The 22,634-nt window shown below is 69.2% G+C and carries 19 protein-coding genes; 12 read left to right on the forward strand and 7 right to left on the reverse strand.

The annotated features are described in order from the left end of the window. Position 1: 1 nt before the first annotated feature. From sufC to OQ789_RS15270, 4 genes are read right to left on the reverse strand one after another with little or no spacing between them, the layout of a single operon-like run. Positions 2-838, reverse strand: coding sequence for a Fe-S cluster assembly ATPase SufC (sufC, locus tag OQ789_RS15255; protein WP_324686794.1), 837 nt, complete (start codon positions 836-838; stop codon positions 2-4). Then, positions 835-2,028 (reverse strand): Fe-S cluster assembly protein SufD, encoded by a 1,194-nt coding sequence (sufD, locus tag OQ789_RS15260; protein ID WP_324686796.1) that lies wholly within the window; start codon positions 2,026-2,028, stop codon positions 835-837. The genes sufC and sufD overlap by 4 nt, the downstream gene beginning before the upstream one ends. Next, a complete protein-coding gene (sufB, locus tag OQ789_RS15265; RefSeq protein ID WP_324686797.1) occupies positions 2,028-3,476 on the reverse strand; it encodes a Fe-S cluster assembly protein SufB in 1,449 nt (482 codons plus the stop codon). Before sufB ends, sufD begins: the two co-directional genes overlap by 1 nt. After that, on the reverse strand, positions 3,473-4,279 hold the full coding sequence (locus tag OQ789_RS15270; protein WP_324686798.1) for a metalloregulator ArsR/SmtB family transcription factor: 807 nt from the start codon (positions 4,277-4,279) through the stop codon (positions 3,473-3,475). Before OQ789_RS15270 ends, sufB begins: the two co-directional genes overlap by 4 nt. A 75-nt stretch (positions 4,280-4,354) precedes the next feature. On the opposite strand from OQ789_RS15270, the gene mptB reads away from it, so the two are divergent. The 4 genes from mptB to OQ789_RS15290 all read left to right on the forward strand — a co-directional run bounded on the left by mptB (position 4,355) and on the right by OQ789_RS15290 (position 8,857). Next, on the forward strand, positions 4,355-6,052 hold the full coding sequence (mptB, locus tag OQ789_RS15275; RefSeq protein ID WP_324686799.1) for a polyprenol phosphomannose-dependent alpha 1,6 mannosyltransferase MptB: 1,698 nt from the start codon (positions 4,355-4,357) through the stop codon (positions 6,050-6,052). A 35-nt stretch (positions 6,053-6,087) separates the two neighbouring features. Continuing rightward, positions 6,088-7,011 carry an ABC transporter ATP-binding protein gene (locus OQ789_RS15280; protein ID WP_324686924.1) on the forward strand — a complete coding sequence of 308 codons (924 nt, stop codon included), beginning with the start codon at positions 6,088-6,090 and terminating at the stop codon, positions 7,009-7,011. Beyond that, on the forward strand, positions 7,008-7,787 hold the full coding sequence (locus OQ789_RS15285; protein ID WP_324686800.1) for an ABC transporter permease: 780 nt from the start codon (positions 7,008-7,010) through the stop codon (positions 7,785-7,787). The genes OQ789_RS15280 and OQ789_RS15285 overlap by 4 nt, the downstream gene beginning before the upstream one ends. 95 nt (positions 7,788-7,882) lie before the next feature. Beyond that, positions 7,883-8,857, forward strand: a complete 975-nt coding sequence (locus OQ789_RS15290) for a COX15/CtaA family protein (RefSeq protein ID WP_420716121.1) — start codon at positions 7,883-7,885, stop codon at positions 8,855-8,857. Here OQ789_RS15290 and OQ789_RS15295 read toward each other — a convergent pair. Continuing rightward, positions 8,807-9,472, reverse strand: a complete 666-nt coding sequence (locus OQ789_RS15295) for a hypothetical protein (RefSeq protein WP_324686802.1) — start codon at positions 9,470-9,472, stop codon at positions 8,807-8,809. The two genes, OQ789_RS15290 and OQ789_RS15295, sit on opposite strands and share 51 nt — an antisense overlap. A gap of 20 nt (positions 9,473-9,492) precedes the next feature. Here OQ789_RS15295 and OQ789_RS15300 point away from each other — a divergent pair, with 20 nt between their 5' ends. Beyond that, positions 9,493-10,467, forward strand: a complete 975-nt coding sequence (locus OQ789_RS15300; RefSeq protein ID WP_324686804.1) for a quinone oxidoreductase — start codon at positions 9,493-9,495, stop codon at positions 10,465-10,467. A gap of 204 nt (positions 10,468-10,671) precedes the next feature. On the opposite strand, the gene OQ789_RS15305 is transcribed toward OQ789_RS15300, so the two are convergent. Further along, complete coding sequence (locus OQ789_RS15305) at positions 10,672-11,598, reverse strand: heme o synthase (protein WP_324686805.1); 927 nt, start codon at positions 11,596-11,598, stop codon at positions 10,672-10,674. A gap of 255 nt (positions 11,599-11,853) precedes the next feature. Between OQ789_RS15305 and tkt the strand changes: the two genes are divergently transcribed. From tkt to OQ789_RS15340, 7 genes are all read left to right on the forward strand, one after another. Further along, complete coding sequence (gene tkt, locus OQ789_RS15310) at positions 11,854-13,953, forward strand: transketolase (protein WP_324686806.1); 2,100 nt, start codon at positions 11,854-11,856, stop codon at positions 13,951-13,953. A 15-nt stretch (positions 13,954-13,968) separates the two neighbouring features. Next, positions 13,969-15,090, forward strand: a complete 1,122-nt coding sequence (tal, locus tag OQ789_RS15315) for a transaldolase (protein WP_324686807.1) — start codon at positions 13,969-13,971, stop codon at positions 15,088-15,090. Then, on the forward strand, positions 15,087-16,631 hold the full coding sequence (gene zwf, locus OQ789_RS15320; RefSeq protein ID WP_324686808.1) for a glucose-6-phosphate dehydrogenase: 1,545 nt from the start codon (positions 15,087-15,089) through the stop codon (positions 16,629-16,631). Before tal ends, zwf begins: the two co-directional genes overlap by 4 nt. Positions 16,632-16,731: 100 nt before the next feature. Further along, entirely contained in the window at positions 16,732-17,643 is a 912-nt protein-coding gene (gene opcA / locus OQ789_RS15325) for a glucose-6-phosphate dehydrogenase assembly protein OpcA (RefSeq protein WP_324686809.1), read from the forward strand. Further along, positions 17,640-18,386: a 6-phosphogluconolactonase gene (gene pgl, locus OQ789_RS15330; RefSeq protein ID WP_324686810.1), complete on the forward strand. Its 747-nt coding sequence runs from the start codon at positions 17,640-17,642 to the stop codon at positions 18,384-18,386. Before opcA ends, pgl begins: the two co-directional genes overlap by 4 nt. 71 nt (positions 18,387-18,457) lie before the next feature. Beyond that, positions 18,458-18,856, forward strand: coding sequence for an ATPase (locus tag OQ789_RS15335; RefSeq protein ID WP_324686811.1), 399 nt, complete (start codon positions 18,458-18,460; stop codon positions 18,854-18,856). An 11-nt stretch (positions 18,857-18,867) separates the two neighbouring features. Beyond that, positions 18,868-19,797 (forward strand): histone deacetylase family protein, encoded by a 930-nt coding sequence (locus tag OQ789_RS15340; protein ID WP_324686812.1) that lies wholly within the window; start codon positions 18,868-18,870, stop codon positions 19,795-19,797. Between the two features lie 26 nt (positions 19,798-19,823). Here the strand turns inward: OQ789_RS15340 and ppc are convergent, their stop codons facing one another. After that, entirely contained in the window at positions 19,824-22,631 is a 2,808-nt protein-coding gene (ppc, locus tag OQ789_RS15345; RefSeq protein ID WP_324686813.1) for a phosphoenolpyruvate carboxylase, read from the reverse strand. Between the last annotated feature and the right edge of the window lie 3 nt (positions 22,632-22,634).

Genomic DNA, 22,634 nt, shown 5'->3' on the forward strand with positions numbered 1-22,634 from the left:
CTTACGCTCCTGCGGCGGCCGCTCGCGGCGATCGCGAGTGCGGCGAGGCCAGGTGCTGCGGGTCGCCGCCATTGGTCTGGGAGAAGCGGACGTAGCCGTTCTGCTCGAGCTCGTCGGCCAGCTCCGGGCCACCGGACTCGGCGATCCGCCCGCCGACGAACACGTGCACGTATTCCGGGTGGATGTAGCGCAGGATGCGGGTGTAGTGCGTGATCAGCAGGATGCCCCCGTGCTCGGATTCGGCGTAGCGGTTGACGCCCTCGCTGACCACCCGCAGCGCGTCGACGTCGAGGCCGGAGTCGGTCTCGTCGAGGATGGCGATCTTGGGCCTGAGCAGTTCCAGCTGCAAAATCTCGTGGCGCTTCTTCTCGCCGCCGGAGAAGCCCTCGTTGACGCTGCGCTCGGCGAACGCCGAGTCGATCTCCAGCGAGCCCATCGCGGCCTTGACCTCTTTGACCCAGTGCCGCAGTTTCGGGGCCTCGCCGCGCACCGCGGTCGCCGCCGAACGCAAGAAGTTCGACACCGAGACGCCGGGCACCTCGACGGGATACTGCATGGCCAAGAAGATTCCGGCCCGGGCGCGCTCGTCGATGCTCATCGACAGCACGTCCTGACCGTCCAGCGTGATCGAGCCCGAGGTCACCGTGTACTTCGGATGGCCGGCGATGGCGTAGGACAGCGTCGACTTGCCCGACCCGTTGGGGCCCATCAAGGCATGTGTCTCACCGGATTTCACCGTCAGGTCGACGCCGTTGAGGATGGGGATTTCGCGCTCGGACTCGGCGGCGTTCGGGTTGACGACGCTGACGTGCAGGTCCTTGATTTCCAGAGTGGTCATGATGCTGTGGTTTCCGTCTTTTCCGTGAAGGCCAGTTCGTGTTCGATGGCAGCGGTCAGGCGTTCCCGTATCTCGGGCACCGCGATCTTGGAGATGATTTCGGCGAAGAAGCCGCGGATCACCAGGCGGCGCGCCTGCTCCTCGGGGATGCCGCGGGAGCGTAGGTAGAACAGTTGCTCGTCGTCGAAACGCCCGGTGGCACTGGCGTGCCCGGCACCGATGATCTCGCCCGTCTCGATCTCCAGGTTGGGCACCGAGTCGGCGCGCGCACCGTCGGTGAGCACCAGGTTGCGGTTCACTTCGAAGGTGTCGGTGTCGGTGGCTTCCGCCCGGATCAACACGTCGCCGATCCACACGGTGTGTGCATCGGGCAGCGCGGAGTCCGGATCCCCTTGCAGCGCACCCTTGTACAGCACGTTCGACGTGCAGTTGGGCTGGGCGTGATCCACCAGCAGCCGCGACTCCAGGTGCTGCCCGTCGTCGGCGAAGTACAGGCCGAGCAGCTCGGCGTCGCCGCCGGGGCCCAGGTAGCGCACGTTGGCCGTCATGCGCACCACCTCGCCGCCGAGCGTGACGGCGACGTGGCGCAGCACCGCGTCCTTGCCCAGCTTGGCGTGGTGCATGCTGACGTGCACGGCGTCGTCGGCCCAGTCGGCGAGCCACACCACGGTGAGGCGGGCCGCGTCGTCGACGACGAATTCGACGTTGTCGGCCAGGGTTCCGCTGCCCCGGTGGTCGATGACGACGACCGCCTCGGCGAGCTCGGACACCCGAATCTGCAAGTGCCCGTAAGCCACCGCGCCCTTACCGGGGCCGGTGACGCTGACACCGATCGGCCCGTCGATGCGGGTCTCACGCTCGACGGTGATCACGGTCGCCGAGTTGAACGACGAAAATGCTTGGGCCGCAACCCGATCGGTGGGGGCACCACCCCGCCCCAGGCGCTCGTCGCCGCGGCGCACGGTCTCGACGCGCACGCCGGGGTGGTCGCTGACGCTGATCTCGGCCGTGCCGGTGGCGGGCGCGGAGCCGTCATGCAGGCCGCGCAGCCGGCGCAGCGGGGTGAACCGCCAGATCTCGTCGCGGCCGTGCGGGACCTCGAACGCCTCCACGTCGAACGAGGCGAACAGCTCCCCCTTGTTGGCGGCGGTGAGGGACGAGCCCTCGACCGCCTCGGTCAGGTTTGTCACTAGCCGACCGCGCCTTCCATCTGCAGCTCGATCAGCCGGTTGAGCTCCAGCGCGTACTCCATCGGCAGCTCTTTGGCGATCGGCTCGACGAAGCCGCGCACCACCATGGCCATCGCCTCGTCCTCGGTCAGGCCACGGCTCATCAGGTAGAACAACTGGTTCTCGCTGACCTTGGACACGGTGGCCTCGTGGCCCATGGTGACGTCGTCCTCGCGGATGTCGACGTAGGGGTAGGTGTCGCTGCGGCTGATCGTATCCACAAGCAGCGCATCGCATTTCACGGACGACCGCGACCCGTGCGCGCCCTTGTTCACCTGCACCAGGCCGCGGTAGGAAGTGCGGCCACCGCCGCGCGCCACCGACTTGGACACGATGTTGCTCGACGTGTTGGGCGCCAGGTGCAGCATCTTCGCGCCGGTGTCCTGGTGCTGGTCCTCGCCGGCGAACGCCACCGAGAGCACCTCGCCCTTGGCGTGCTCGCCGGTCATCCAGACCGCCGGATACTTCATCGTGACCTTCGATCCGATGTTCCCGTCGACCCACTCCATGGTGGCGCCTGCCTCGGCGCGGGCCCGCTTGGTGACCAGGTTGTAGACGTTGCTCGACCAGTTCTGGATCGTCGTGTAGCGAACGCGCGCATGGGGTTTCACGATGATCTCGACCACCGCCGAGTGCAGCGAATCCGACTTGTAGATGGGCGCGGTACAGCCTTCGACGTAGTGCACGTAGGAGCCCTCGTCGGCGATGATCAGCGTCCGCTCGAACTGGCCCATGTTCTCGGTGTTGATCCGGAAGTAGGCCTGCAGCGGGATGTCGACGTGCACGCCCTTCGGGACGTAGATGAACGAGCCGCCGCTCCACACCGCGGTGTTCAGCGCCGAGAACTTGTTGTCCCCGGCCGGGATCACGGTGCCGAAGTACTCCTGGAAGATCTCGGGGTGTTCGCGCAGGCCGGTGTCGGTGTCCAGGAAGATGACGCCCTGGGCCTCCAGGTCCTCGCGGATCTGGTGGTAGACCACCTCGGATTCGTACTGCGCGGCGACGCCGGCGACCAACCGCTGCTTCTCGGCCTCCGGGATACCCAGCCGGTCATAGGTGTTGCGGATGTCCTCGGGCAGGTCATCCCAGGTGGCGGCCTGCTTCTCGGTGGAGCGCACGAAGTACTTGATGTTGTCGAAGTCGATGCCCTTCAGGTTCGAGCCCCAGTTCGGCATCGGCTTGCGATCGAAGATGCGCAGCGCCTTGAGCCGGGTCCGCAGCATCCACTCGGGCTCGTTCTTCTTCGCCGAGATGTCGCGGACGACGGCCTCGGACAGGCCACGCTGGGCGCTGGCCCCGGCGACGTCGGAGTCGGACCAGCCGTAGCCGTACCGCCCCAGGGAGGCGATCGCCTCTTCCTGAGTCAGCGGCGCGGTGGCCGTCGTGCTGGCCTCGGGGGTGAGTGTCATCGAGACGCTCCTTCGGTGCTCGTGGTGTCGGTCATGTGGCGCGGGCTGGGCGCCTGGGTCAGGGGTACGTGGGTGGTGCAGGCGCAGTCGCCGTTGACGATGGTCGCCAACCGCTGGACGTGGGTGCCCAGCACCTCGGCCATGGCCTGCTGTTCGGCGTCGCACAACTCGGGGAATTCCTCGGCGACATGCGATACCGGGCAGTGGTGCTGGCAGATCTGCACGCCGTGGATCGGCCCGCCGACCTGCGTGGTGGTGGTGACGTAGCCGGCTTTGGTCAGGGCGGCGGCGATCCGGCCCGCCGTCGCCTCGACGTCGGTATCCGCCGCGCTGTCGGCCGCCGGAACGTCGGCCAGGATGGCGTCGATGCGCTGCCGGGCGAAGGCCTGCACCGCCTCGTCACCCCCGATCTCGCGCAGCTGGCGCATGGCCGCCGCCGCCAGGTCGTCGTAGGCGTGGTCGAGCTTGGCCCGCCCGGCCGCGGTCAGCCGATAGCGCTTGGCGGGACGCCCGCGTCCCGCCTGCTGCCACGCCGCGGCCGCCGCGGACTCGGCGTCACCGGCCTCGACCAGGGCGTCGAGGTGGCGGCGCACGCCGGCGGCGGCCAGGCCCAGCCGGTCACCGATCTCGCCGGCGGTGATAGATCCGGATTCCAGCAGCAGGCGCACGATCGCGCGGCGGGTGTGACCATCCGGCACCGGCGCGCCGACGTCCGCGACGACTCCGCCCACGGCGGCGCCATCAAGGCTGGTTCGGATTTTCACAACACCAGTGTGACGCAATTCCTGGGATCGGTCTACCAAGGGTGCCCTGTGCTGGCGTTGCGCTGCTCACAGCGGGCGCGCTGCGCGTCACCTCGCGGGGGCTACGCTGCTCTGATGGCAGCCCGCCACCACACGCTGAGCTCATCGATCGCGAGTCTGCACGGCGACGAGCAGGCAGTGGGCTCGCCGCTGAACAATACCGAGCTCACCGCGCTGCGCCGCACCCGCCTCTTCGGCGCGACCGGCACCATGGTGATGGCGATCGGCGCGCTCGGCGCCGGCGCCCGGCCCGTGGTACAGGACCCCACCTTCGGGGTCCGGCTGCTCAACCTGCCGTCGCGGATCCAGACGGTGTCCTTGACCATGACGACCACCGGCGCGGTCATCATGGCGCTGGCCTGGCTGATGCTGGGCCGGTTCGCGCTGGGACGCCGCCGGATGTCGCGCGGCGAGCTGGACCGCACCTTGCTGCTGTGGGTGCTGCCCCTGTTGATCGCCCCGCCGATGTACAGCAAGGACGTCTACTCCTACCTGGCGCAGAGCCAGATCTCGCTGCAGGGCCTGGACCCCTACCGGGTGGGCCCGGCCTCGGGGCTGGGCCTGTCCCACATCTTCACGCTGTCGGTGCCGACGCTGTGGCGCGAGACACCCGCACCCTATGGACCGCTGTTCTTGTGGATCGGGCGCGGCATCTCGGCGATCACCGGGGAAAACATCGTCGCCGCCGTGCTGTGCCACCGGCTGGTGGAGCTGCTGGGCGTGGCACTGATCGTCTGGGCGACACCGCGGCTGGCCCGGCGCTGCGGCGTCGCCGAGGTCAGCGCGCTGTGGCTGGGGGCCGCCAACCCGCTGCTGATCATGCATCTGGTGGCCGGCGTGCACAACGAGGCGCTGATGCTGGGCCTGATGCTGGCCGGGGCCGAATTCGCGTTGCGCGGCATCGACGCGCCGCAACTGCTGCCCGCGTCGTGGCGGCGGCTGGGCCCGGACTGGGAACCGCTGGGGATGCTGATGGCCGGCGCCGTGCTGATCGTGCTGTCGTCGCAGGTGAAGCTGCCGTCGCTGCTGGCGCTGGGCTTCGTCACGATGGCGCTGGCCTACCGCTGCGGCGGCACGCTGCGCGCCCTGCTGCTGGCGGGCGGCGGCATGGCGGCGTTGTCGCTGGCGGTGATGGCGCTGGTGGGCTGGGCCAGCGGCCTGGGCTTCGGCTGGGTCTACACGCTTGGCACGGCCAACGTGGTGCGCAGCTGGATGTCGCCGCCGACGCTGCTGGCGCTCGGCACCGGACAGGTCGGCATCCTGCTGGGCCTGGGTGATCACACCACCGCGGTGCTGGGGCTGACCCGCGCGATCGGCGTGCTGATCATCACGGTCCTGGTGGCCTGGTTGCTACTGGCCGTCTTCCGCGGCCGCCTGCACCCGATCGGCGGGCTCGGCGTCGCGCTGGGCATCACCGTGCTGCTGTTCCCCGTCGTGCAGCCCTGGTATCTGCTGTGGGCCATCGTCCCGCTGGCCGCCTGGGCGACCCGCACCGGATTCCGGGTGGCGGCCATCGTGGTCAGCCTGGTCGTCGGGATCTTCGGCCCGACCGCCAACGGCGACCGGTTCGCGCTGTTCCAGATCATCGACGCCACGCTGGCCAGCACCGTCATCGTTGTCGCGCTCATCGCGCTGACCTACCCCCGCCTGCCGTGGCGCCGCACGCCGCGCCTGGGCGCCGACGCCGACGGCCAACCCGCCGCCGATGCGACGGCGCCGCCGTCGACCCCTAGGCCGGCGCCGGCGCGTGACGCCTACGCTGATTCCACGTGAGCTCGGCCTTTCCCGTCCGCGAATCCTCCGGCGCAGTGGTGCGCCTGCGCGGGGTCACCAAGAAATACGGATCCGGTGCGACGGCCGTCGAGGCCGTCGCCAACCTCGACCTCGAGGTGCACGCCGCCGAGGTGCTGGCGCTGCTCGGCCCCAACGGCGCCGGGAAAACCACGACGGTTGAGATGTGCGAGGGCTTCGTGCGCCCGGACGCCGGCTCGATCGAGGTGCTCGGCCTGGACCCGATCGCCGACAACGCGCGGCTGCGGGCGCGCATCGGGGTGATGCTGCAGGGCGGCGGTGGTTACCCCGCGGCCCGGGCGGGAGAGATGCTCGGCCTGGTCGCCTCCTACGCCGCCGACCCGCTGGACCCGGCGTGGCTGCTGGACACGCTGGGCCTCACCGACGCCGCCCGCACCACCTACCGGCGCCTGTCCGGCGGCCAGCAGCAGCGGCTGGCGCTCGCCTGCGCCCTGGTCGGTCGCCCCGAACTGGTGTTCCTCGACGAGCCCACCGCGGGCATGGACGCCCACGCCCGGCTGCTGGTCTGGGAGCTGATCGACGCCCTGCGCCGCGACGGCGTTACGGTGCTGCTGACCACGCACCAGCTCAAGGAGGCCGAGGAGCTGGCCGACCGGCTGGTGATCATCGACCACGGGGCCACCGTGGCCTCCGGCACGCCGACGGAGCTGATGCGCAGCGGGGCGAAGGACCAGCTGCGGTTCAGCGCGCCGCCACGCCTCGATCTGTCGCTGTTGTCCGCCGCTCTGCCGGAGGACTACAAGGCCACCGAAGTGACGCCGGGCGAGTACCTGGTGGAGGGGCACGTCGACCCGCAGGTGCTGGCCACCGTCACGGCGTGGTGCGCGCGGATCGACGTACTGGCCACCGACATGCGCGTCGAGCAACGCAGTCTCGAGGATGTGTTCCTCGACCTCACCGGCAGGAAGTTACGGCCTTGACGGACAAAACGCTGTTCCCCGCGGGCACCTTCGCTCCGGATCCGCGGCCGAGCGCGGTGCCGAAAATGCTTGCCGCTCAATTCGGCTTGGAGCTCAAGCTGTTGCTACGCAACGGCGAACAGTTGCTGCTGACCATGTTCATCCCAATCACGCTGCTGGTCGGGCTCACCCTGTTGCCGCTCGGCTCGTTCGGCCAGCACCGCGCGGCGACCTTCACCCCGGTCATCATGGCGCTGGCGGTGATTTCGACGGCGTTCACCGGGCAGGCGATCGCAGTCGCCTTCGATCGGCGCTACGGCGCGCTCAAGCGGCTCGGGGCCACCCCGCTGCCGGTGTGGGGCATCATCGCGGGGAAGTCGCTGGCCGTGGTCACCGTGGTGTTTTTGCAAGCAATTCTGTTGGGCGCCATCGGTTTTGCGCTGGGCTGGCGACCTACTCCCGCGGCCCTGGCGATGGGCGCGGCGGTGATCGCGCTGGGCACCGTCGTTTTTGCGGCGCTGGGACTGCTGTTGGGCGGGACGCTGCGCGCCGAGATCGTCCTCGCTGTCGCCAACCTGATGTGGTTCGTCTTCGCCGGCCTGGGCGCGCTCACCCTGGAAACCGGGATAACCCCGACGGCGGTCAAGCTGGCCGCCCGGCTGACCCCGTCCGGCGCGCTTACCGAGGCGCTCTCGCAGGCGATGACGATGTCGGTGGACTGGTTCGGGGTGGCCGTCCTGACGGCATGGGGCGCTATCGGCGCGCTGGGCGCGCTGCGCTGGTTCCGCTTCACGTAGTCGATGCGGCGAGATCGCCGCCATGGGCGTGGTCGGCGCCTCGACCGCAGCCTCCACGGCCGGCGCCCGGCCCGTACTACAGACCGTAGTTTTCATTGGCCTACGATCGGGCGGTGGCCGTCGGACGGATGCTGATGCGGGTGGTGGACCTGCTTCCCAAGCCCAGCGTGGGCGTGCAGCGGGCCATCGCGGCGCTGGTGATCATCACCCAGGGCGGCATCGCCGTCACCGGCGCGGTCGTCCGCGTCACCGCGTCGGGCCTGGGTTGCCCCACCTGGCCGCAGTGCTTCCCGGGCAGCTTCGTTCCGGTGGCCCACGCCGAGGTGCCACGCATCCATCAGGCCGTCGAGTTCGGCAATCGGATGATCACCTTCGCCGTGGTGGTCACGGCCGCGCTGGCCGTGCTGGCCGTGACCCGGGCGCGGCGTCGGCGCGAGGTGCTGGTCTACGCCTGGCTGATGCCGGTGTCCACGGTCGTGCAGGCGGTGATCGGCGGCATCACCGTGCGCACCGGGCTGCTGTGGTGGACGGTGGCCATCCACCTGCTCACGTCGATGACGATGGTGTGGCTGTCGGTGCTGCTCTACGTGAAGGTCGGCGAGCCCGACGACGGAGTACCGGGCCGTCGCGTGGTCGGGCCGCTGCGCGCGCTGACCGCGCTGTCCGCGCTGAACCTGGCCGCGGTGCTGGTCACCGGCACGCTGGTGACGGCCGCAGGCCCGCATGCGGGTGATCGCAGCCCCACCCGGACGGTCCCGCGGCTCAGGGTCGAGGTCGACACCCTGGTGCACCTGCACTCGTCGCTGTTGATCGCCTACCTGGCGCTGCTGGTAGGGCTGGGATTCGGGCTGCTGGCCGTGCGCGCCGCGCGACCCGTGCTGTCGCGGCTCGCGGCACTGCTGGTGCTGGTGTTCGCCCAGGCCGCCGTCGGGACGGCGCAGTACTACACCGGCGTTCCTGCCGCGCTGGTCGCGCTGCACGTGGCGGGGGCCGCGGCGTGCACGGCGGCCACCGCGGCGCTATGGGCCTCGATGCGAGAGCGGGCCGAGCCCGAGCCGGTCGCAGGCTGACTCCACCGCCAGCGCGAACCGGCGCTGGGCGAGGTCGCGCGCCGCGGTGTCCAGCCGCCGCCAGCCCAACGACGGCGCGACCAGGTCCAGCGCCAGCAGCCGGTCGCCGGCCACGTCGGCGCGCGCGTAGAGCAACTCCCCCGCGGCGATGCCGGCGCGCCCGGCCGCCGCGGCGATCGCGGCGTAGCCGAGGTCCCACGATTCGAACTCAGGCTCGACCGGCCAGGCGTGCGACTGCTCGCCGCCCAGAAAGATCAACGACGCCTCCGGCGCTGTGCCGCGCGGGGTCGTCGGCACGCCGGCGTCGTCGAGGTCGCGCAGGTACCGCTCATCGAGGTTCCAGGCCACCGCGGCGGGCGGGTTGAGCAGGTGGCTGACGCGCCGGGTCCAGGCCAGGAACTCATCGCGCCGATCCCGGGTGCCGGCGTCGCTTCGCAGTATCACCAGATCCGCGCCGGCGGTGTCCGGGTCGTCCCAGGGCAGCCGGCGCGCGTGCAGACCGCGCCGACGCAGCGCGCCCACCAGACCGGCGTCGTCCGCCGTCGCGGCGGCGTCACCGTCCGACCCCGCCAGCACGATGCGGGGGTGGAAGAGGTCCGGGCGAGCAAGTTTCATTGCCTGGGCATGATAAGCAGATGCACGCAATCGAAGTCGGCGAGACCGGTGGCCCCGAGGTGCTGCGCTACGTCGATGCGCCCGTGCCCACCCCCGGGCCGGGCGAGGTGCTGATCAAGGCCGAGGCCATCGGCGTCAATTACATCGACACGTATTTCCGCTCCGGGCACTATCCGCGGGAGTTGCCGTTCATCCTCGGCTCGGAGCTGGCCGGCACCGTGGAGGCCCTCAGCGACGGCGTCGACGGGTTGGGCGTGGGTGACCGCGTGGTCAGCGCGGCGGCCTCCGGCGGATATGCCGAGTATGCAACGGCCCCAGCGCATTTGACCGCTGAGGTGCCCGACGGCGTGAGCGCCGAGGTGGCGGCCTCGGCCCTGCTGAAGGGGCTGACCGCCCACTACCTGCTGAAGTCGGTGTACCCGGTGCAGGCGGGCGAGACGGTGCTGGTGCACGCCGGTGCGGGCGGGGTGGGGCTGATCCTGACGCAGTGGGCTCACCTGCTCGGGGCGCGGGTGATCACCACGGTGTCGACCCCGGAGAAGGAGCGGCTGTCCCGGCAGGCGGGCGCCGCCGAGGTGCTGCCCTACCCCGACGACGCCGAAGCGTTCGGCCGGCGCATCCGCTCGCTGACCGACGGCGCCGGGGTCGCCGTGGTGTATGACGGCGTGGGCGCCACGACCTTCGACGCCAGCCTGGCCAGCCTGGACATCCGGGGCACGCTGGCGCTGTTCGGCGCGGCCAGCGGACCCGTTCCGCCGTTCGACCCGCAGCGCCTCAACGCGGCCGGCTCGGTGTTCTTGACCCGGCCGTCGCTGGCGCATTTCGTTCGTACCGGGCAGGAATTCAGTTGGCGGGCAGAGGAATTGTTCGCCGCGATCGCCGGCGCGGACATCAGCGTCGAGGTGGGCGGGCGTTACCCGCTGGCCGAAGCGGCCCGCGCCCACCGGGACCTGCAGGGCCGCAAGACGGCGGGCTCGGTGGTGCTGCTGCCCTGAGGTGAGTCACAGCGGCCACGCCGGTCACGGCGGCGGAGGCATATGGCGAATTGCCCGCCTCTGAGCGACAACGCGTGGCGGCCGACCGTTGTCGCTCAGAGGCGGGCAGTCACGGTCCAGTCTCCCGGAGAGGCCAAAGTGGCCAGTGTGACCGCCCGGGAAAGGTGTGGCATCAGACGGTCGTCGGTCAGACCAAGACGTCCGTCAGAACAAGTGCGGCAGTCCGATGGCCGAGTCCACGGCCAGCGCGCAGAACACCACGGCCAGATAGTTGTTCGATTGCAGGAACAACCGCAGCGGCTTGACCGGCTCGCCGGCCCGAACCCCCGCATACAGCTGGTGGGCCATCGCCAGGAACCACACCCCGGCCACCACGGCGACGGCCGCATACAGCCAGCCCGTCGCCAGCGCCAGCGCCAGCGTGGCCAGCACCGTCAGCCAGGTGTAGATCAGGATCTGCTTGGTCACCTGACGCTCGGTCGCCACGGCCGGCAGCATGGGCACGCCCGCCGCCTTGTAGTCGTCCTTATAACGCATCGCCAGCGCCCAGGTGTGCGGCGGCGTCCAGAAGAAGATGATGGCGAACATCACCAGCGCGGGCCAGCCGATGGTGCCGGTGACGGCCGACCAGCCGATCATCACCGGCATGCAGCCCGCCGCACCGCCCCACACCACGTTCTGCGAAGTGCGGCGCTTGAGCAGCAGCGTGTAGACGAACACATAGAACGCGATCGTCGCCAACGCCAGCAGCCCGGACAGCAGGTTCGTCGTCCACCACAGCCAGAAGAACGAGGCCACCGTCAGCACCACGCCCAGCGCCAGGGCATTGCGGGTGGGCACCGCTGCGCGGGCCAGCGGCCGGCGGGCCGTGCGCTTCATCACCTTGTCGATGTCGGCGTCGGCCACGCAGTTGAGCGTGTTGGCGCCCCCGGCGGCCAGCATCCCGCCGATCAGCGTGTTGACGATGAGCAACGGATTCACGGTGCCGCGCTGGGCCAGCAACATCGCCGGGATCGCGGTGACGAGCAGCAATTCGATGACCCGCGGCTTGGTCAGCGCCAGATAGGCCAGCACCGTGCCGTGTATTCGGCGTGGCACTTGGCTCGGCGCGACGCGCCCGCGAACGCTCACGCAATAACTCCTCGGGGTCGCAGCGGGGCGCAGCATCTACTACGCACGATGGTAGACCGCGGCGTTGTGACGGCCCGCCCGTGGGTCCATTCCCGCAGTCTTTTCCCAGATTCCCGAACTGAATGTTAAGCGCTTCCGACGGGCGCGTAATTTTCACATCTGCCGACCGTGGGTACCCGAAATCCTGCGCTGCACCAGCCGGCCCTCCCGCACTAGGGTGGAAACGATCAGCTCGATGACCCAAGGACTGAGTCTGTGACGACACTCGAAGAGATCTCCACGCTGACCCGACCGCATCTCCCCGACGACTGGTCCGAACTCGACTCGGCCGCCGTCGACACCATCCGGGTGCTGGCCGCGGACGCCGTGCAAAAGGTCGGCAACGGCCATCCCGGGACGGCGATGAGCCTGGCGCCCCTGGCCTACACCCTCTTCCAGCGGGCGATGCGCCACGACCCGAGCGACACCCACTGGCTGGGCCGCGACCGGTTCATCCTGTCCTGCGGGCACAGCAGCCTGACGCTGTACCTGCAGCTGTACCTGGGCGGTTTCGGCCTGGAATTGTCCGACATCGAGTCGCTGCGCACCTGGGGATCCAAGACGCCCGGGCACCCGGAGTTCCGGCATACCAAGGGCGTTGAGATCACCACCGGCCCGCTTGGGCAGGGCCTGGCATCGGCCGTGGGCATGGCGATGGCCGCCCGCTACGAGCGCGGCCTGTTCGATCCCGACGCCGCCCCCGGCACCAGCCCGTTCGACCACTTCATCTACGTGATCGCCTCCGACGGCGACATCGAAGAGGGCGTCACCTCGGAGGCCTCGTCGCTGGCGGCCGTCCAGCAATTGGGCAACCTCATCGTCTTCTACGACCACAACGAGATCTCGATCGAGGACGACACCGACATCGCCCTGTGCGAGGACACCGCCGCGCGCTACCGGGCCTACGGCTGGCACGTGCAGGAGATCGAGGGCGGCGAGAACGTCGTCGCGATCGAGGAAGCCATCGCCAACGCCAGGGCGGCCACCGACCGGCCGTCGTTCATCTCGCTGCGCACCATCATCGGCTATCCCGCGCCCAAGCTGATGAACACGGGCAAGGCGCACGGCGCCGCCCTGGGCGACGAGGAAGTGGCCGCCGTCAAGAAGATCCTCGGCTTCGACCCGGACAAGAAGTTCGAGGTGCGCGACGACGTGATCGCGCACACCCGCAAGCTGGTGGACCGCGGCAAGGAAGCGCACGAGAAGTGGCAGGCGGATTTCGACGCCTGGGCGCAGGGCCAACCCGAACGCAAGGCGCTACTGGACCGGTTGACCGCCGAGGAGCTGCCCGACGGCTGGGACGCCGACGTCCCGGTCTGGAACCCCGGCGACAAGGCGCTGGCGACCCGCGCCGCGTCCGGCAAGGTGCTCAACGCGATCGGACCGAAGCTTCCCGAGTTGTGGGGTGGCTCGGCGGACCTGGCGGGCAGTAACAACACCACCATGGACAACGTCAAATCCTTTGGGCCGCCTTCTATTTCGACAAAAGACTACACGGCGGACTGGTACGGGCGCACGCTGCACTTCGGTGTGCGCGAACACGCGATGGGCGCCATCCTGTCCGGCATCGTGCTGCACGGCCCCACCCGCGCCTACGGCGGCACGTTCCTGCAGTTCTCCGACTACATGCGCCCGGCGGTGCGGCTGGCCTCGCTGATGGACATCGACACCATCTACGTGTGGACGCACGATTCCATTGGGCTGGGCGAGGACGGCCCGACGCACCAGCCGATCGAGCACCTCGCGGCGTTGCGCGCCATCCCGAATCTCTCGGTGGTGCGCCCGGCCGACGCCAACGAGACCGCCTTCGCCTGGCGCACGATCCTGGCCCGCGGCAACGGCAGCGGCCCGGTCGGGCTGATCCTGACCCGCCAGGGCGTGCCGGTGCTGGAGGGCACCAACGCCGACGGCGTCGCCCGCGGCGGCTACATCCTGGACTCCGACGGCGAAGACCCCGGCCAGGACCCGGACGTGGTGCTGATCGCCACCGGCTCGGAGGTGCAGCTCGCGGTCGAGGCGCAGAAGTTGTTGGCGGACAAGGACATCGTCGCGCGAGTGGTCTCCATGCCGTGCGTCGAATGGTTCGAGTCACAGCCCGACGACTACCGCGACAGCGTGCTGCCGCCGACCGTGTCAGCCCGGGTGGCCGTCGAGGCAGGCGTCGCACAGAGCTGGCACAAGCTGGTCGGCGACACCGGCAAGATCGTGTCGATCGAGCACTACGGCGAATCCGCCGACTACGAGACCTTATTCCGCGAATTCGGCTTCACCGCCGAGGCCGTCGCGGCCGCCGCGGAACAAGTCGTGGACAACTAGGAAAGGGTAATTCACATGACCGCTCAGAACCCGAATCTGGCGGCACTGTCCGCCGCCGGCGTATCCGTCTGGCTCGACGACCTGTCACGGCAGCGTCTGGAGTCGGGCAACCTGCAGGAGTTGATCGACACCAAGAGCGTCGTCGGCGTGACCACCAACCCGTCGATCTTCCAGAAAGCATTGGCGGAGGGCGATTCCTACGACGGCCAGATCGCCGAGCTCGCCGCGCGCGGCGCCGACGTCGAGGCGACGATCCGCACGGTCACCACCGATGACGTCCGCAACGCCTGCGACGTCTTGAAGCGGGAATGGGAGGCGTCCGACGGCGTGGACGGCCGGGTGTCCATCGAGGTCGACCCGCGCCTGGCGGCCGAGACCGACAAGACCGCAGCGCAAGCCGTCGAGCTGTGGAAGATCGTCGACCGGCCGAACCTGTTCATCAAGATCCCGGCCACCAAGGCCGGCATCCCGGCTATCACCACCGTTCTGGCCGAAGGGATTTCGGTCAACGTCACACTCATCTTCTCGGTCGAACGGCACCGCCAGGTGATGGACGCCTACCTGGCCGGGCTGGAGAAGGCGCGCGAGGCCGGTCACGACCTGTCCAAGATCCATTCCGTCGCTTCGTTCTTCGTGTCGCGGGTGGACTCCGAGGTGGACAAGCGGCTGGAGAAGATCGGCTCGGACGATGCGAAAGCGCTGGCGGGTCGGGCCGGTGTGGCCAACGCCCGCCTGGCGTACGCGGCCTACCAAGAGGTGTTCGAGGGCGGGGATCGCTTCGCTGCGCTCAAGGGCGACGGGGCCCGGGTCCAGCGTCCGCTGTGGGCCTCGACGGGCGTCAAGAACCCCGACTACCCCGACACGCTCTATGTCACCGAGCTGGTCGCGCCGAACACGGTGAACACCATGCCGGAGAAGACAATTGACGCCGTCGCCGAGCACGGCGAGATCAAGGGCGACACCGTCACCGGCACCGCAGACGACGCGCAGGAGGTGTTCGACAAGCTCTCCGAGATCGGCGTCGACCTCACCGACGTCTTCCAAGTGCTGGAGAACGAGGGCGTGGAGAAGTTCGCGGATTCGTGGACCGAGTTGCTGGAGGAAACGCAGAAACAGCTGGACTCCGCCTCCAAATGAGCCCGGCCCGCACCGAGCAGCACTGGCATAACCCGTTACGGGACAAGCGCGATAAGCGGCTGCCGCGGATCGCGGGGCCGTGCGGGATGGTGATATTCGGCGTTACCGGCGACCTGGCCCGCAAGAAGGTCATGCCGGCGATCTACGACCTGGCCAATCGCGGCCTGCTGCCGCCGAGCTTCTCGCTGGTGGGTTTCGCCCGCCGGGACTGGAGCACCCAGGATTTCGGCGAGGTGGTGCACGACGCCGTCAAGGAGCACTGCCGCACCCCCTTCCGGCAGGAGAACTGGGATCGGCTGGCCGAGGGATTCCGTTTCGTGCCAGGCGCTTTCGATGACGACGAGTCGTTCGGCCGGCTGGCCGAAACGCTGGACAAGCTGGATGCCGAGCGCGGCACGGGCGGCAACCACGCCTTCTATCTGGCGATCCCGCCCAGGTCCTTTCCAGTGGTGTGCGCGCAGTTGCACAGGTCGGGTCTGGCGCGCCCGCAGGGCGAGCGGTGGAGCCGGGTGGTCATCGAGAAGCCGTTCGGTCACGACCTGGAAAGCGCGCAGGCGCTGAATAAGGCTGTCAACGCGGTCTTTCCGGAGGAGGCGGTGTTCCGGATCGACCATTACCTGGGCAAGGAGACCGTCCGGAACATCCTGGCGCTGCGGTTCGCCAATCAGTTATTCGATCCGATCTGGAACGCGCACTACGTCGACCACGTGCAGATCACCATGGCCGAAGACATTGGTCTGGGCGGGCGGGCCGGCTACTACGACGGCATCGGCGCCGCACGCGATGTGATCCAGAACCACCTGATGCAGCTGCTGGCGCTGACCGCGATGGAGGAGCCGGTCAGCTTCAGCCCGTCGGCGCTGCAGGCCGAGAAGATCAAGGTGCTCTCGGCCACCCAGCTCGCCGAGCCCCTCGACGAGACCACCAGCCGCGGCCAGTACACGGCGGGCTGGCAGGGCGGCGAGAAGGTCCTCGGGCTGCTCGACGAGGAGGGGTTCGCCAAGGACTCGACCACCGAGACCTTCGCCGCCATCACGCTCGAGGTGGACACACGCCGCTGGGCGGGCGTCCCCTTCTACCTGCGCACCGGAAAACGCTTGGGCCGTAGGGTGACCGAGATAGCGCTGGTGTTCAAGCGGGCGCCGCACCTGCCGTTCGACGCGACCATGACCGACGAGCTGGGCACCAACGCCATGGTGATCCGGGTGCAGCCCGACGAGGGGATCACGCTGCGGTTCGGGTCCAAGGTACCCGGCACGGCGATGGAAGTCCGCGACGTCAACATGGACTTCTCGTACGGTTCGGCGTTCGCCGAGGAATCGCCGGAAGCCTACGAACAGCTGATCCTGGATGTGCTGTTGGGCGAGCCGTCTCTGTTTCCGGTCAACGAAGAGGTCGAATTGGCTTGGGAGATACTCGATCCCGTGCTCAACAACTGGGCGGCCGGCGGTAAGCCCGAACCGTACGAGGCGGGCACCTGGGGCCCGGACTCGGCGTTCGAGATGCTGCGCCGCACCGGCCGGGAATGGCGGCGCCCGTGATCCGCGCCGTGACGATGCAGAGCGCAGCGATGAGGAGGAGCGGCGCCAATGATCCGCGCCGTGACGATGCAGAGCGCAGCGATGAGGAGGAGCGGCGCCAATGATCATTGACATGCCGGACACCACCACCACGGCGATCAACAAGAAGCTCGACGAGCTGCGGGAAAGGGTCGGCGCCGTAACGATGGGCCGCGTGCTGACCCTGATCATCGCGCCCGACAGCGACGAAATCCTCGAGGAGTCGCTGGTGGCCGCCAACGACGCCAGCCACGAGCACCCCAGCCGGATCATCGTGACGATGAGGGGCAACCCGTACGCCGACACGCCGCGCCTGGATGCGCAGCTGCGCGCCGGCGGTGACACCGGCGCCGGCGAAGTCGTGGTGTTGCGGTTGTCCGGGCAGCTGTCCGGCCACGCCTCCAGCGTGGTCACCCCATTCCTGTTACCCGACATCCCGGTGGTGGTGTGGTGGCCCGACGTCGCGCCAGCGGTCCCGGCGCAGGACCCGTTGGGCCGCTTGGCCATTCGCCGTATCACCGACGCGACCAACGGGGCCGACCCGCTGGCGGCCATCAGGAGCCGGCTGCCGGGATACACCGCGGGTGACACCGACCTCGCCTGGCCACGCATCACCTACTGGCGCGCGCTGCTCACCTCGGCCGTCGACCTGACGCCGCACGAACCGATCGAGTCGGCGCTGGTGTCCGGGCTGAGAACCGAACCCGCCCTGGACATCCTGGCGGGGTGGCTGGCCAGTCGGATCGACGGCCCGGTGCGCCGGGCGGTCGGCGAACTCAAGATCGAGCTGGTGCGCAAGAGCGAGACCATCGTGCTGAGCCGGCCGCAGGAGGGACGCACGGCCACCTTGAGCCGCACGTCCCGTCCGGACGCCCTACTCCCCTTGGCGCGCAGGGAAACCGGTGAGTGCCTCGCCGAAGACCTGCGCCGGCTGGATCCCGACGAGATCTACCAATCAGCGCTGGAAGGCATTGAGAAAGTGCAATACGCGTGAGCACCAGCATCGAGGTTTTCCCGGACAGCGAGACCTTGGTCGACGCCGCCGCCGCGCGACTGACCGACACCATCGCGAACGCGGTGGCGGCGCGGGACCGAGCGCTCGTCGTGCTGACCGGCGGCGGCAGCGGCATCGGCCTGCTGCGGTCGTTGGTGGGACGAGAGATCGACTGGGCACGCGTGCATCTGTTCTGGGGTGACGAGCGCTACGTCCCCGAGGACGACGACGAGCGCAACGACAAGCAGGCGCGGGCCGCGTTGCTCTCCCACGTCGACATCCCGTCCAGCCAGGTGCATCCGATGCCGGCCAGTGACGGGGAATTCGGCACCGATCTCGCCGCGGCGGCGCTGGCGTACGAGCAGCTGCTGGCAGCCAACGCCGCACCCGGCGAGCCGGCGCCGAATTTCGACGTGCACCTACTGGGCATGGGGCCCGAGGGCCACATCAACTCGCTGTTCCCCGACACTCCGGCGGTGCTCGAAACCACCCGTATGGTGGTGCCGGTCGACGACTCCCCCAAGCCGCCTCCGCAGCGAATCACGTTGACATTGCCCGCGATCGCCCGTTCCCGCGAAGTCTGGCTGATGGTCTCCGGCGCCGGCAAGGCCGACGCGGTGGCCGCCGCCATCGGTGGTGCCGCGCCCGTCTCCGTGCCGGCGGCCGGGGCCGTCGGGCATGACACCACGCGGTGGCTGCTCGACCAGGACGCCGCGGCCAAGCTGCCGTCGCGGTCCGCATAACACGGCTGAGCGCCGCCTCAGGTCCGCCTGGTGCCCGCCTTCGGCTTCCCGCCGGCCCCGGCGGGGTAATAATGACGGTCATGGCAGACAGAACCGTGCGCGGCGGGCAAGAGCGCAGCCGCATCAAGACGCTCACCCAGGCCGCGCTGAATGCCGACAAGACGGTGGAGCAGGTCGAAGACGTGCTCGACGGCCTGAGCAGCACGGTGAAGGAGCTCGGCAGTTCCCTGTCGGCCCTCAACGCCACGGTCGAGCGCCTGGAAGCCGGCCTGGATCACCTGGACGGCACCCTGGCCAGCCTGGACGATCTGGCCAAGCGGCTGATCGTGCTGGTCGAACCGGTGGAAGCCATCGTTGCGCGGGTCGACGACATGGTGAGGGTGGGCGAGACGATGTTGTCCCCGCTGTCGGTCACCGAGCATGCGGTGCGCGGCGTCCTGGACAGACTGCGCAACCGGACAACCACCTAGGTCGGCGGGATATGGCCACGCTGCTGCTGCATCACGTCGCGTTCGCCGCCCATCGGACCGCACCCGGTCATCCCGAGCGGCCGGACCGCTACCGCGCGGTCGAGGCGGCGCTCGGCGCGCCGCGGTTCGACGCGCTGGTGCGTGAGGAGGCGCAGCCGGCCGACCTCGCGGCGACGCGTTACGTGCATTCCAATCGCTATGTGGACGCGCTGGAAGCCGCGCGGCCCGACGACGGTTACGTCTACCTCGACGGCGGCGACACCATGATGGAGCCGTCGACCTGGGAGGCGGCGCTGCGCGGAGTGGGCGCCACCCTGCAGGCCGTGGACAGGGTGCTGGCCGGTGACGCGCAGAACGCGTTCGTCGCGTGTCGCCCGCCCGGCCATCACGCCGAGACCGAGCGCGCCATGGGCTTCTGCCTGTTCAACAACATCAGCATCGGGGCCCGTCATGCGCAGCGCAAGCACGGGCTGGCGAAGGTCGCGATCGTCGATTTCGACGTTCATCACGGCAACGGCACCCAGCAGATCTTCTATTCAGACCCGAGCGTGCTCTATGCGTCCACGCATCAGATGCCGCTGTTCCCCGGAACCGGCGCGGCGCGAGAAACCGGTGCCGGCAACATCTTCAACTCGCCGCTGGCGCCCGGCGACGGCGGCGCCGAGCTGCGGGCGGCCTTCCAGGACCGTATTCTTCCTGCGCTGCAGGCATTTTCGCCCGAGCTGATCATCGTGTCCGCCGGTTTCGACGCCCACCAGCGTGATCCGCTGGGCTCGCTCACCATGACGACTGCCGACTTCGCCTGGGTCACCAGGGAATTGATGGCATCAGCAGAGAGGCTGTGCGACGGCCGGTTGGTGGCGGTGCTCGAGGGCGGTTATGACCTGCAGGCCCTCGCCGATTCGGTTACCGCGCATGTCGGCGAGCTGCTGAAGGGCTGAACCCCGTTCGGCGCCACGCCGAGCAGCTAGCCGCTGTTACGCAACGCGCTGGCCAGCCCGTTCATCGTCAACAGGATCCCGCGCTGCACCAGCTCGTCGTCATCGCCGGAACGGTAGCGGCGGAGCAACTCCACCTGCAGGTGGTTGAGCGGCTCGAGGTACGGGAACCGGTTGAACACCGAGCGTGCCAGCGCCGGGTTGTCGGCGAGCAGGTTGTCCTGGCCGGTGATGAGCTTGTGCATGGCGATGGTCCGCCGGTGCTCGTCGAGGATCTTGCCGAAGACGCGGTCGCGCAATTCCTCGTCGTCCACCAATTCCGCGTAGCGCGCAGCCAGGCCGAGGTCGCTCTTGGCCAGCACCTGGGCCAGGTTCGACAGCACGCTGCGGAAAAACGGCCAGCGCTGGTACAGGTCGTGCAGGATGTCGACCCGCTCGCTTTCGCTCTCCGGGCCGGCCGCGATCCACTGCTCGAATGCCGACCCGGTGCCGTACCAGCCGGGCAGCATCACCCGCGACTGGCTCCAGGCCAGAACCCACGGGATGGCGCGCAGGTCCGAGATGGACTGGGTGGGTTTGCGGGAGGTGGGCCTGCTGCCGATGTTCAGTGACCCGATCTCGCTGACCGGCGTGGAGGCCATGAAGTAGTCGACGAAACCCGGTGTCTCGTGCACCAATTCGGCGTAGGCGCGCTGGGCCAGGCCGGCCACCTCGTCGAGCACCCCGTACGCGGGTTCCGCGGCGTCGCCCAAACCCTCCACGTCCAGCAGCGTGGATTCCAGCGTGGCGGCCAGCAGACTCTCTAAATTACGTTGCGCCGCTTGCGGTTCGGCGTATTTCGCGGCGATCACCTCACCCTGCTCGGTGAGCCGCAGTGAACCGTTCACCGCCCCGGGGGGCTGCGCCAGGATTGCTTCGTAGCTCGGCCCGCCGCCACGGCCGACGGTGCCGCCGCGGCCGTGGAAGAGCCGCAACCGGATCCCGGTCTTGCGCGCCACCTCGACCAGGGCCAGCTCGGCGCGGTACACCGCCCAGCTGGAGGCCAGATACCCGCCGTCCTTGTTGGAGTCGGAATAGCCCAGCATCACCTCCTGGCTGTCGCCGCGCGCGGCCACCAGTGCGCGGTAGATCGGGAGTTCGAGCATGGCGTGCAGGATGGTTGCGCCGTTGCGCAGATCGTCGATGGTCTCGAACAGCGGTGAGATGCCCACCGGGCAGTAGGGCGCATCCCCGGACGCGTCGATCAGGCCCGCCTCCTTGAGGAGGATCGCGGCCTCCAGGACGTCAGAGACCGAACGGCACATGGAGATGACGTAATTCGGCACGACGGACGGCCCATAACGCTCGATCGCGTTCGCGGCCGCGCGGACCACGCCCAGCTCCTTGTCGGCCAGCTCGGACAGTTCCGCGCGGTCGCCGACCAGCGGACGGCGGGTGCTCAGCTCTGCGGCCAACAGCTCGACCCGCTCGTCTTCGGGCAGCGAACCATAGTCGGGATGCACTCCGGCCCAGGCCAGCAGCTCGGCGATCACCTCCTCGTGGACGTCGGAGTTCTGCCGCATGTCCAGGCCGCAGAGATGAAACCCGAAGACCCGCACGCCTTCCCGCAGCAGGGCCAGGCGGTCGTCGGCCAGCAGCGCGCTGCCGTGCGCGCGCAGCGACGCATCGATGGTGTCCAGCTCGGCCTGCAGTTCGCCCGGGGCGGCGTACGGCGGCAAGCCCAGGTCCAGCTCGTGCTGCGGCCGCCGGTCCAGGATCTTTGCGCCCGTCGCGGTGAGACGCGCGCGGATCACCCGCACTGCGCGCCGGTAGGGCTCGTCGGCGCGGGCCTTCTCTCCGCAGCCCTCGGCCAGCCGGGCCAGCTCGGGGGTGACCGCGACCAGGCGCGCCGAGAGCGACAGCTCCTGCTCGCACGCAGTCAATTCGGCCAGGTAATGCGCCAGGGCGGTGAACGCGGCGTGGCCGGTGGCCTGGCGCACCACGTCGGCCGTCACGTTGGGGTTGCCGTCGCGGTCACCGCCGATCCACGACCCGGGTTGCAGGATCGGCTGATCGAGCAGGTCGGCGTCGGGCCAGCGTGTCCGCAGCGCGTCCCGCACCTGGGCGTTGACCTGCGGAATCACTCTGAAAAACGCGGCGGCGTAGTAGCGCAGCCCCACCTCGATCTCGTCGGTGATCTGCAGCCGGGACAACCGGATCAGCGCGGTCTGCCACAGCGTGAGCACCTGGCGGCGCAGCTCGAGTTCCACGTCGCGGCCCTCTTCGGTCTGCGTGTGCCCCCCGGCGTGCAGCCGCATCAGTTCGGTGATCCGGTGCTGGGTGACGAAGACGGTGCGCCTGCGGGTCTCGGTGGGGTGCGCGGTGATTACCGGGGCCACCACCGCGCCCCGCAGCGCATCGGCGACGGTGGTCGAATCCAATTGCGCCCGATCGAGTTTGGCGTACGTCGCGGCCAGGCTGCTGTCCTGCGGCGGTTCGCCTGCGGCGACGTGAATCGCCCGGCGGCGTTCGCGGTGGATGTCTTCGGCGACGTTGGCGAGCAACGCGAAGTGGCTGAACGCCCGGATGACCGGGACGGCCTGGTGAATGTCGATGCCGTTGAACATCCGCGCCAGCTCGGCGCGGTCGATCTCGGAGCGCCGAACCCGAAACGATTCCACCCGGGCGCGCTCAACGAGCTCGAACACCTCGTGCCCGTTCTGCTCACGGACCGTGTCACCCAGGATGGCGCCCAGCAGCCTGATGTCGGCCCGCATCGGCTCGGTCGCCTCACGGCCAACCAGGGTGCGCTGTACGGCGCCGATCGGTTCCAGCGTGCTGTCGGAAGCCTCAACCATGGG

The organism is Mycobacterium sp. 94-17 (genome assembly GCF_035617725.1).
Classification (GTDB): domain Bacteria; phylum Actinomycetota; class Actinomycetes; order Mycobacteriales; family Mycobacteriaceae; genus Mycobacterium.

What these genes read in the sequence shown, in the direction of transcription:
- sufC (WP_324686794.1), bottom strand. Translation starts at nt 838, where the DNA reads ATGACCACTCTGGAAATCAAGGACCTGCACGTCAGCGTCGTCAACCCG.
- sufB (WP_324686797.1), bottom strand. Translation starts at nt 3,476, where the DNA reads ATGACACTCACCCCCGAGGCCAGCACGACGGCCACCGCGCCGCTGACT.
- mptB (WP_324686799.1), top strand. Translation starts at nt 4,355, where the DNA reads ATGGCAGCCCGCCACCACACGCTGAGCTCATCGATCGCGAGTCTGCAC.
- OQ789_RS15295 (WP_324686802.1), bottom strand. Translation starts at nt 9,472, where the DNA reads ATGAAACTTGCTCGCCCGGACCTCTTCCACCCCCGCATCGTGCTGGCG.
- OQ789_RS15300 (WP_324686804.1), top strand. Translation starts at nt 9,493, where the DNA reads ATGCACGCAATCGAAGTCGGCGAGACCGGTGGCCCCGAGGTGCTGCGC.
- tal (WP_324686807.1), top strand. Translation starts at nt 13,969, where the DNA reads ATGACCGCTCAGAACCCGAATCTGGCGGCACTGTCCGCCGCCGGCGTA.
- zwf (WP_324686808.1), top strand. Translation starts at nt 15,087, where the DNA reads ATGAGCCCGGCCCGCACCGAGCAGCACTGGCATAACCCGTTACGGGAC.
- opcA (WP_324686809.1), top strand. Translation starts at nt 16,732, where the DNA reads ATGATCATTGACATGCCGGACACCACCACCACGGCGATCAACAAGAAG.
- OQ789_RS15335 (WP_324686811.1), top strand. Translation starts at nt 18,458, where the DNA reads ATGACGGTCATGGCAGACAGAACCGTGCGCGGCGGGCAAGAGCGCAGC.
- OQ789_RS15340 (WP_324686812.1), top strand. Translation starts at nt 18,868, where the DNA reads ATGGCCACGCTGCTGCTGCATCACGTCGCGTTCGCCGCCCATCGGACC.
- ppc (WP_324686813.1), bottom strand. Translation starts at nt 22,631, where the DNA reads ATGGTTGAGGCTTCCGACAGCACGCTGGAACCGATCGGCGCCGTACAG.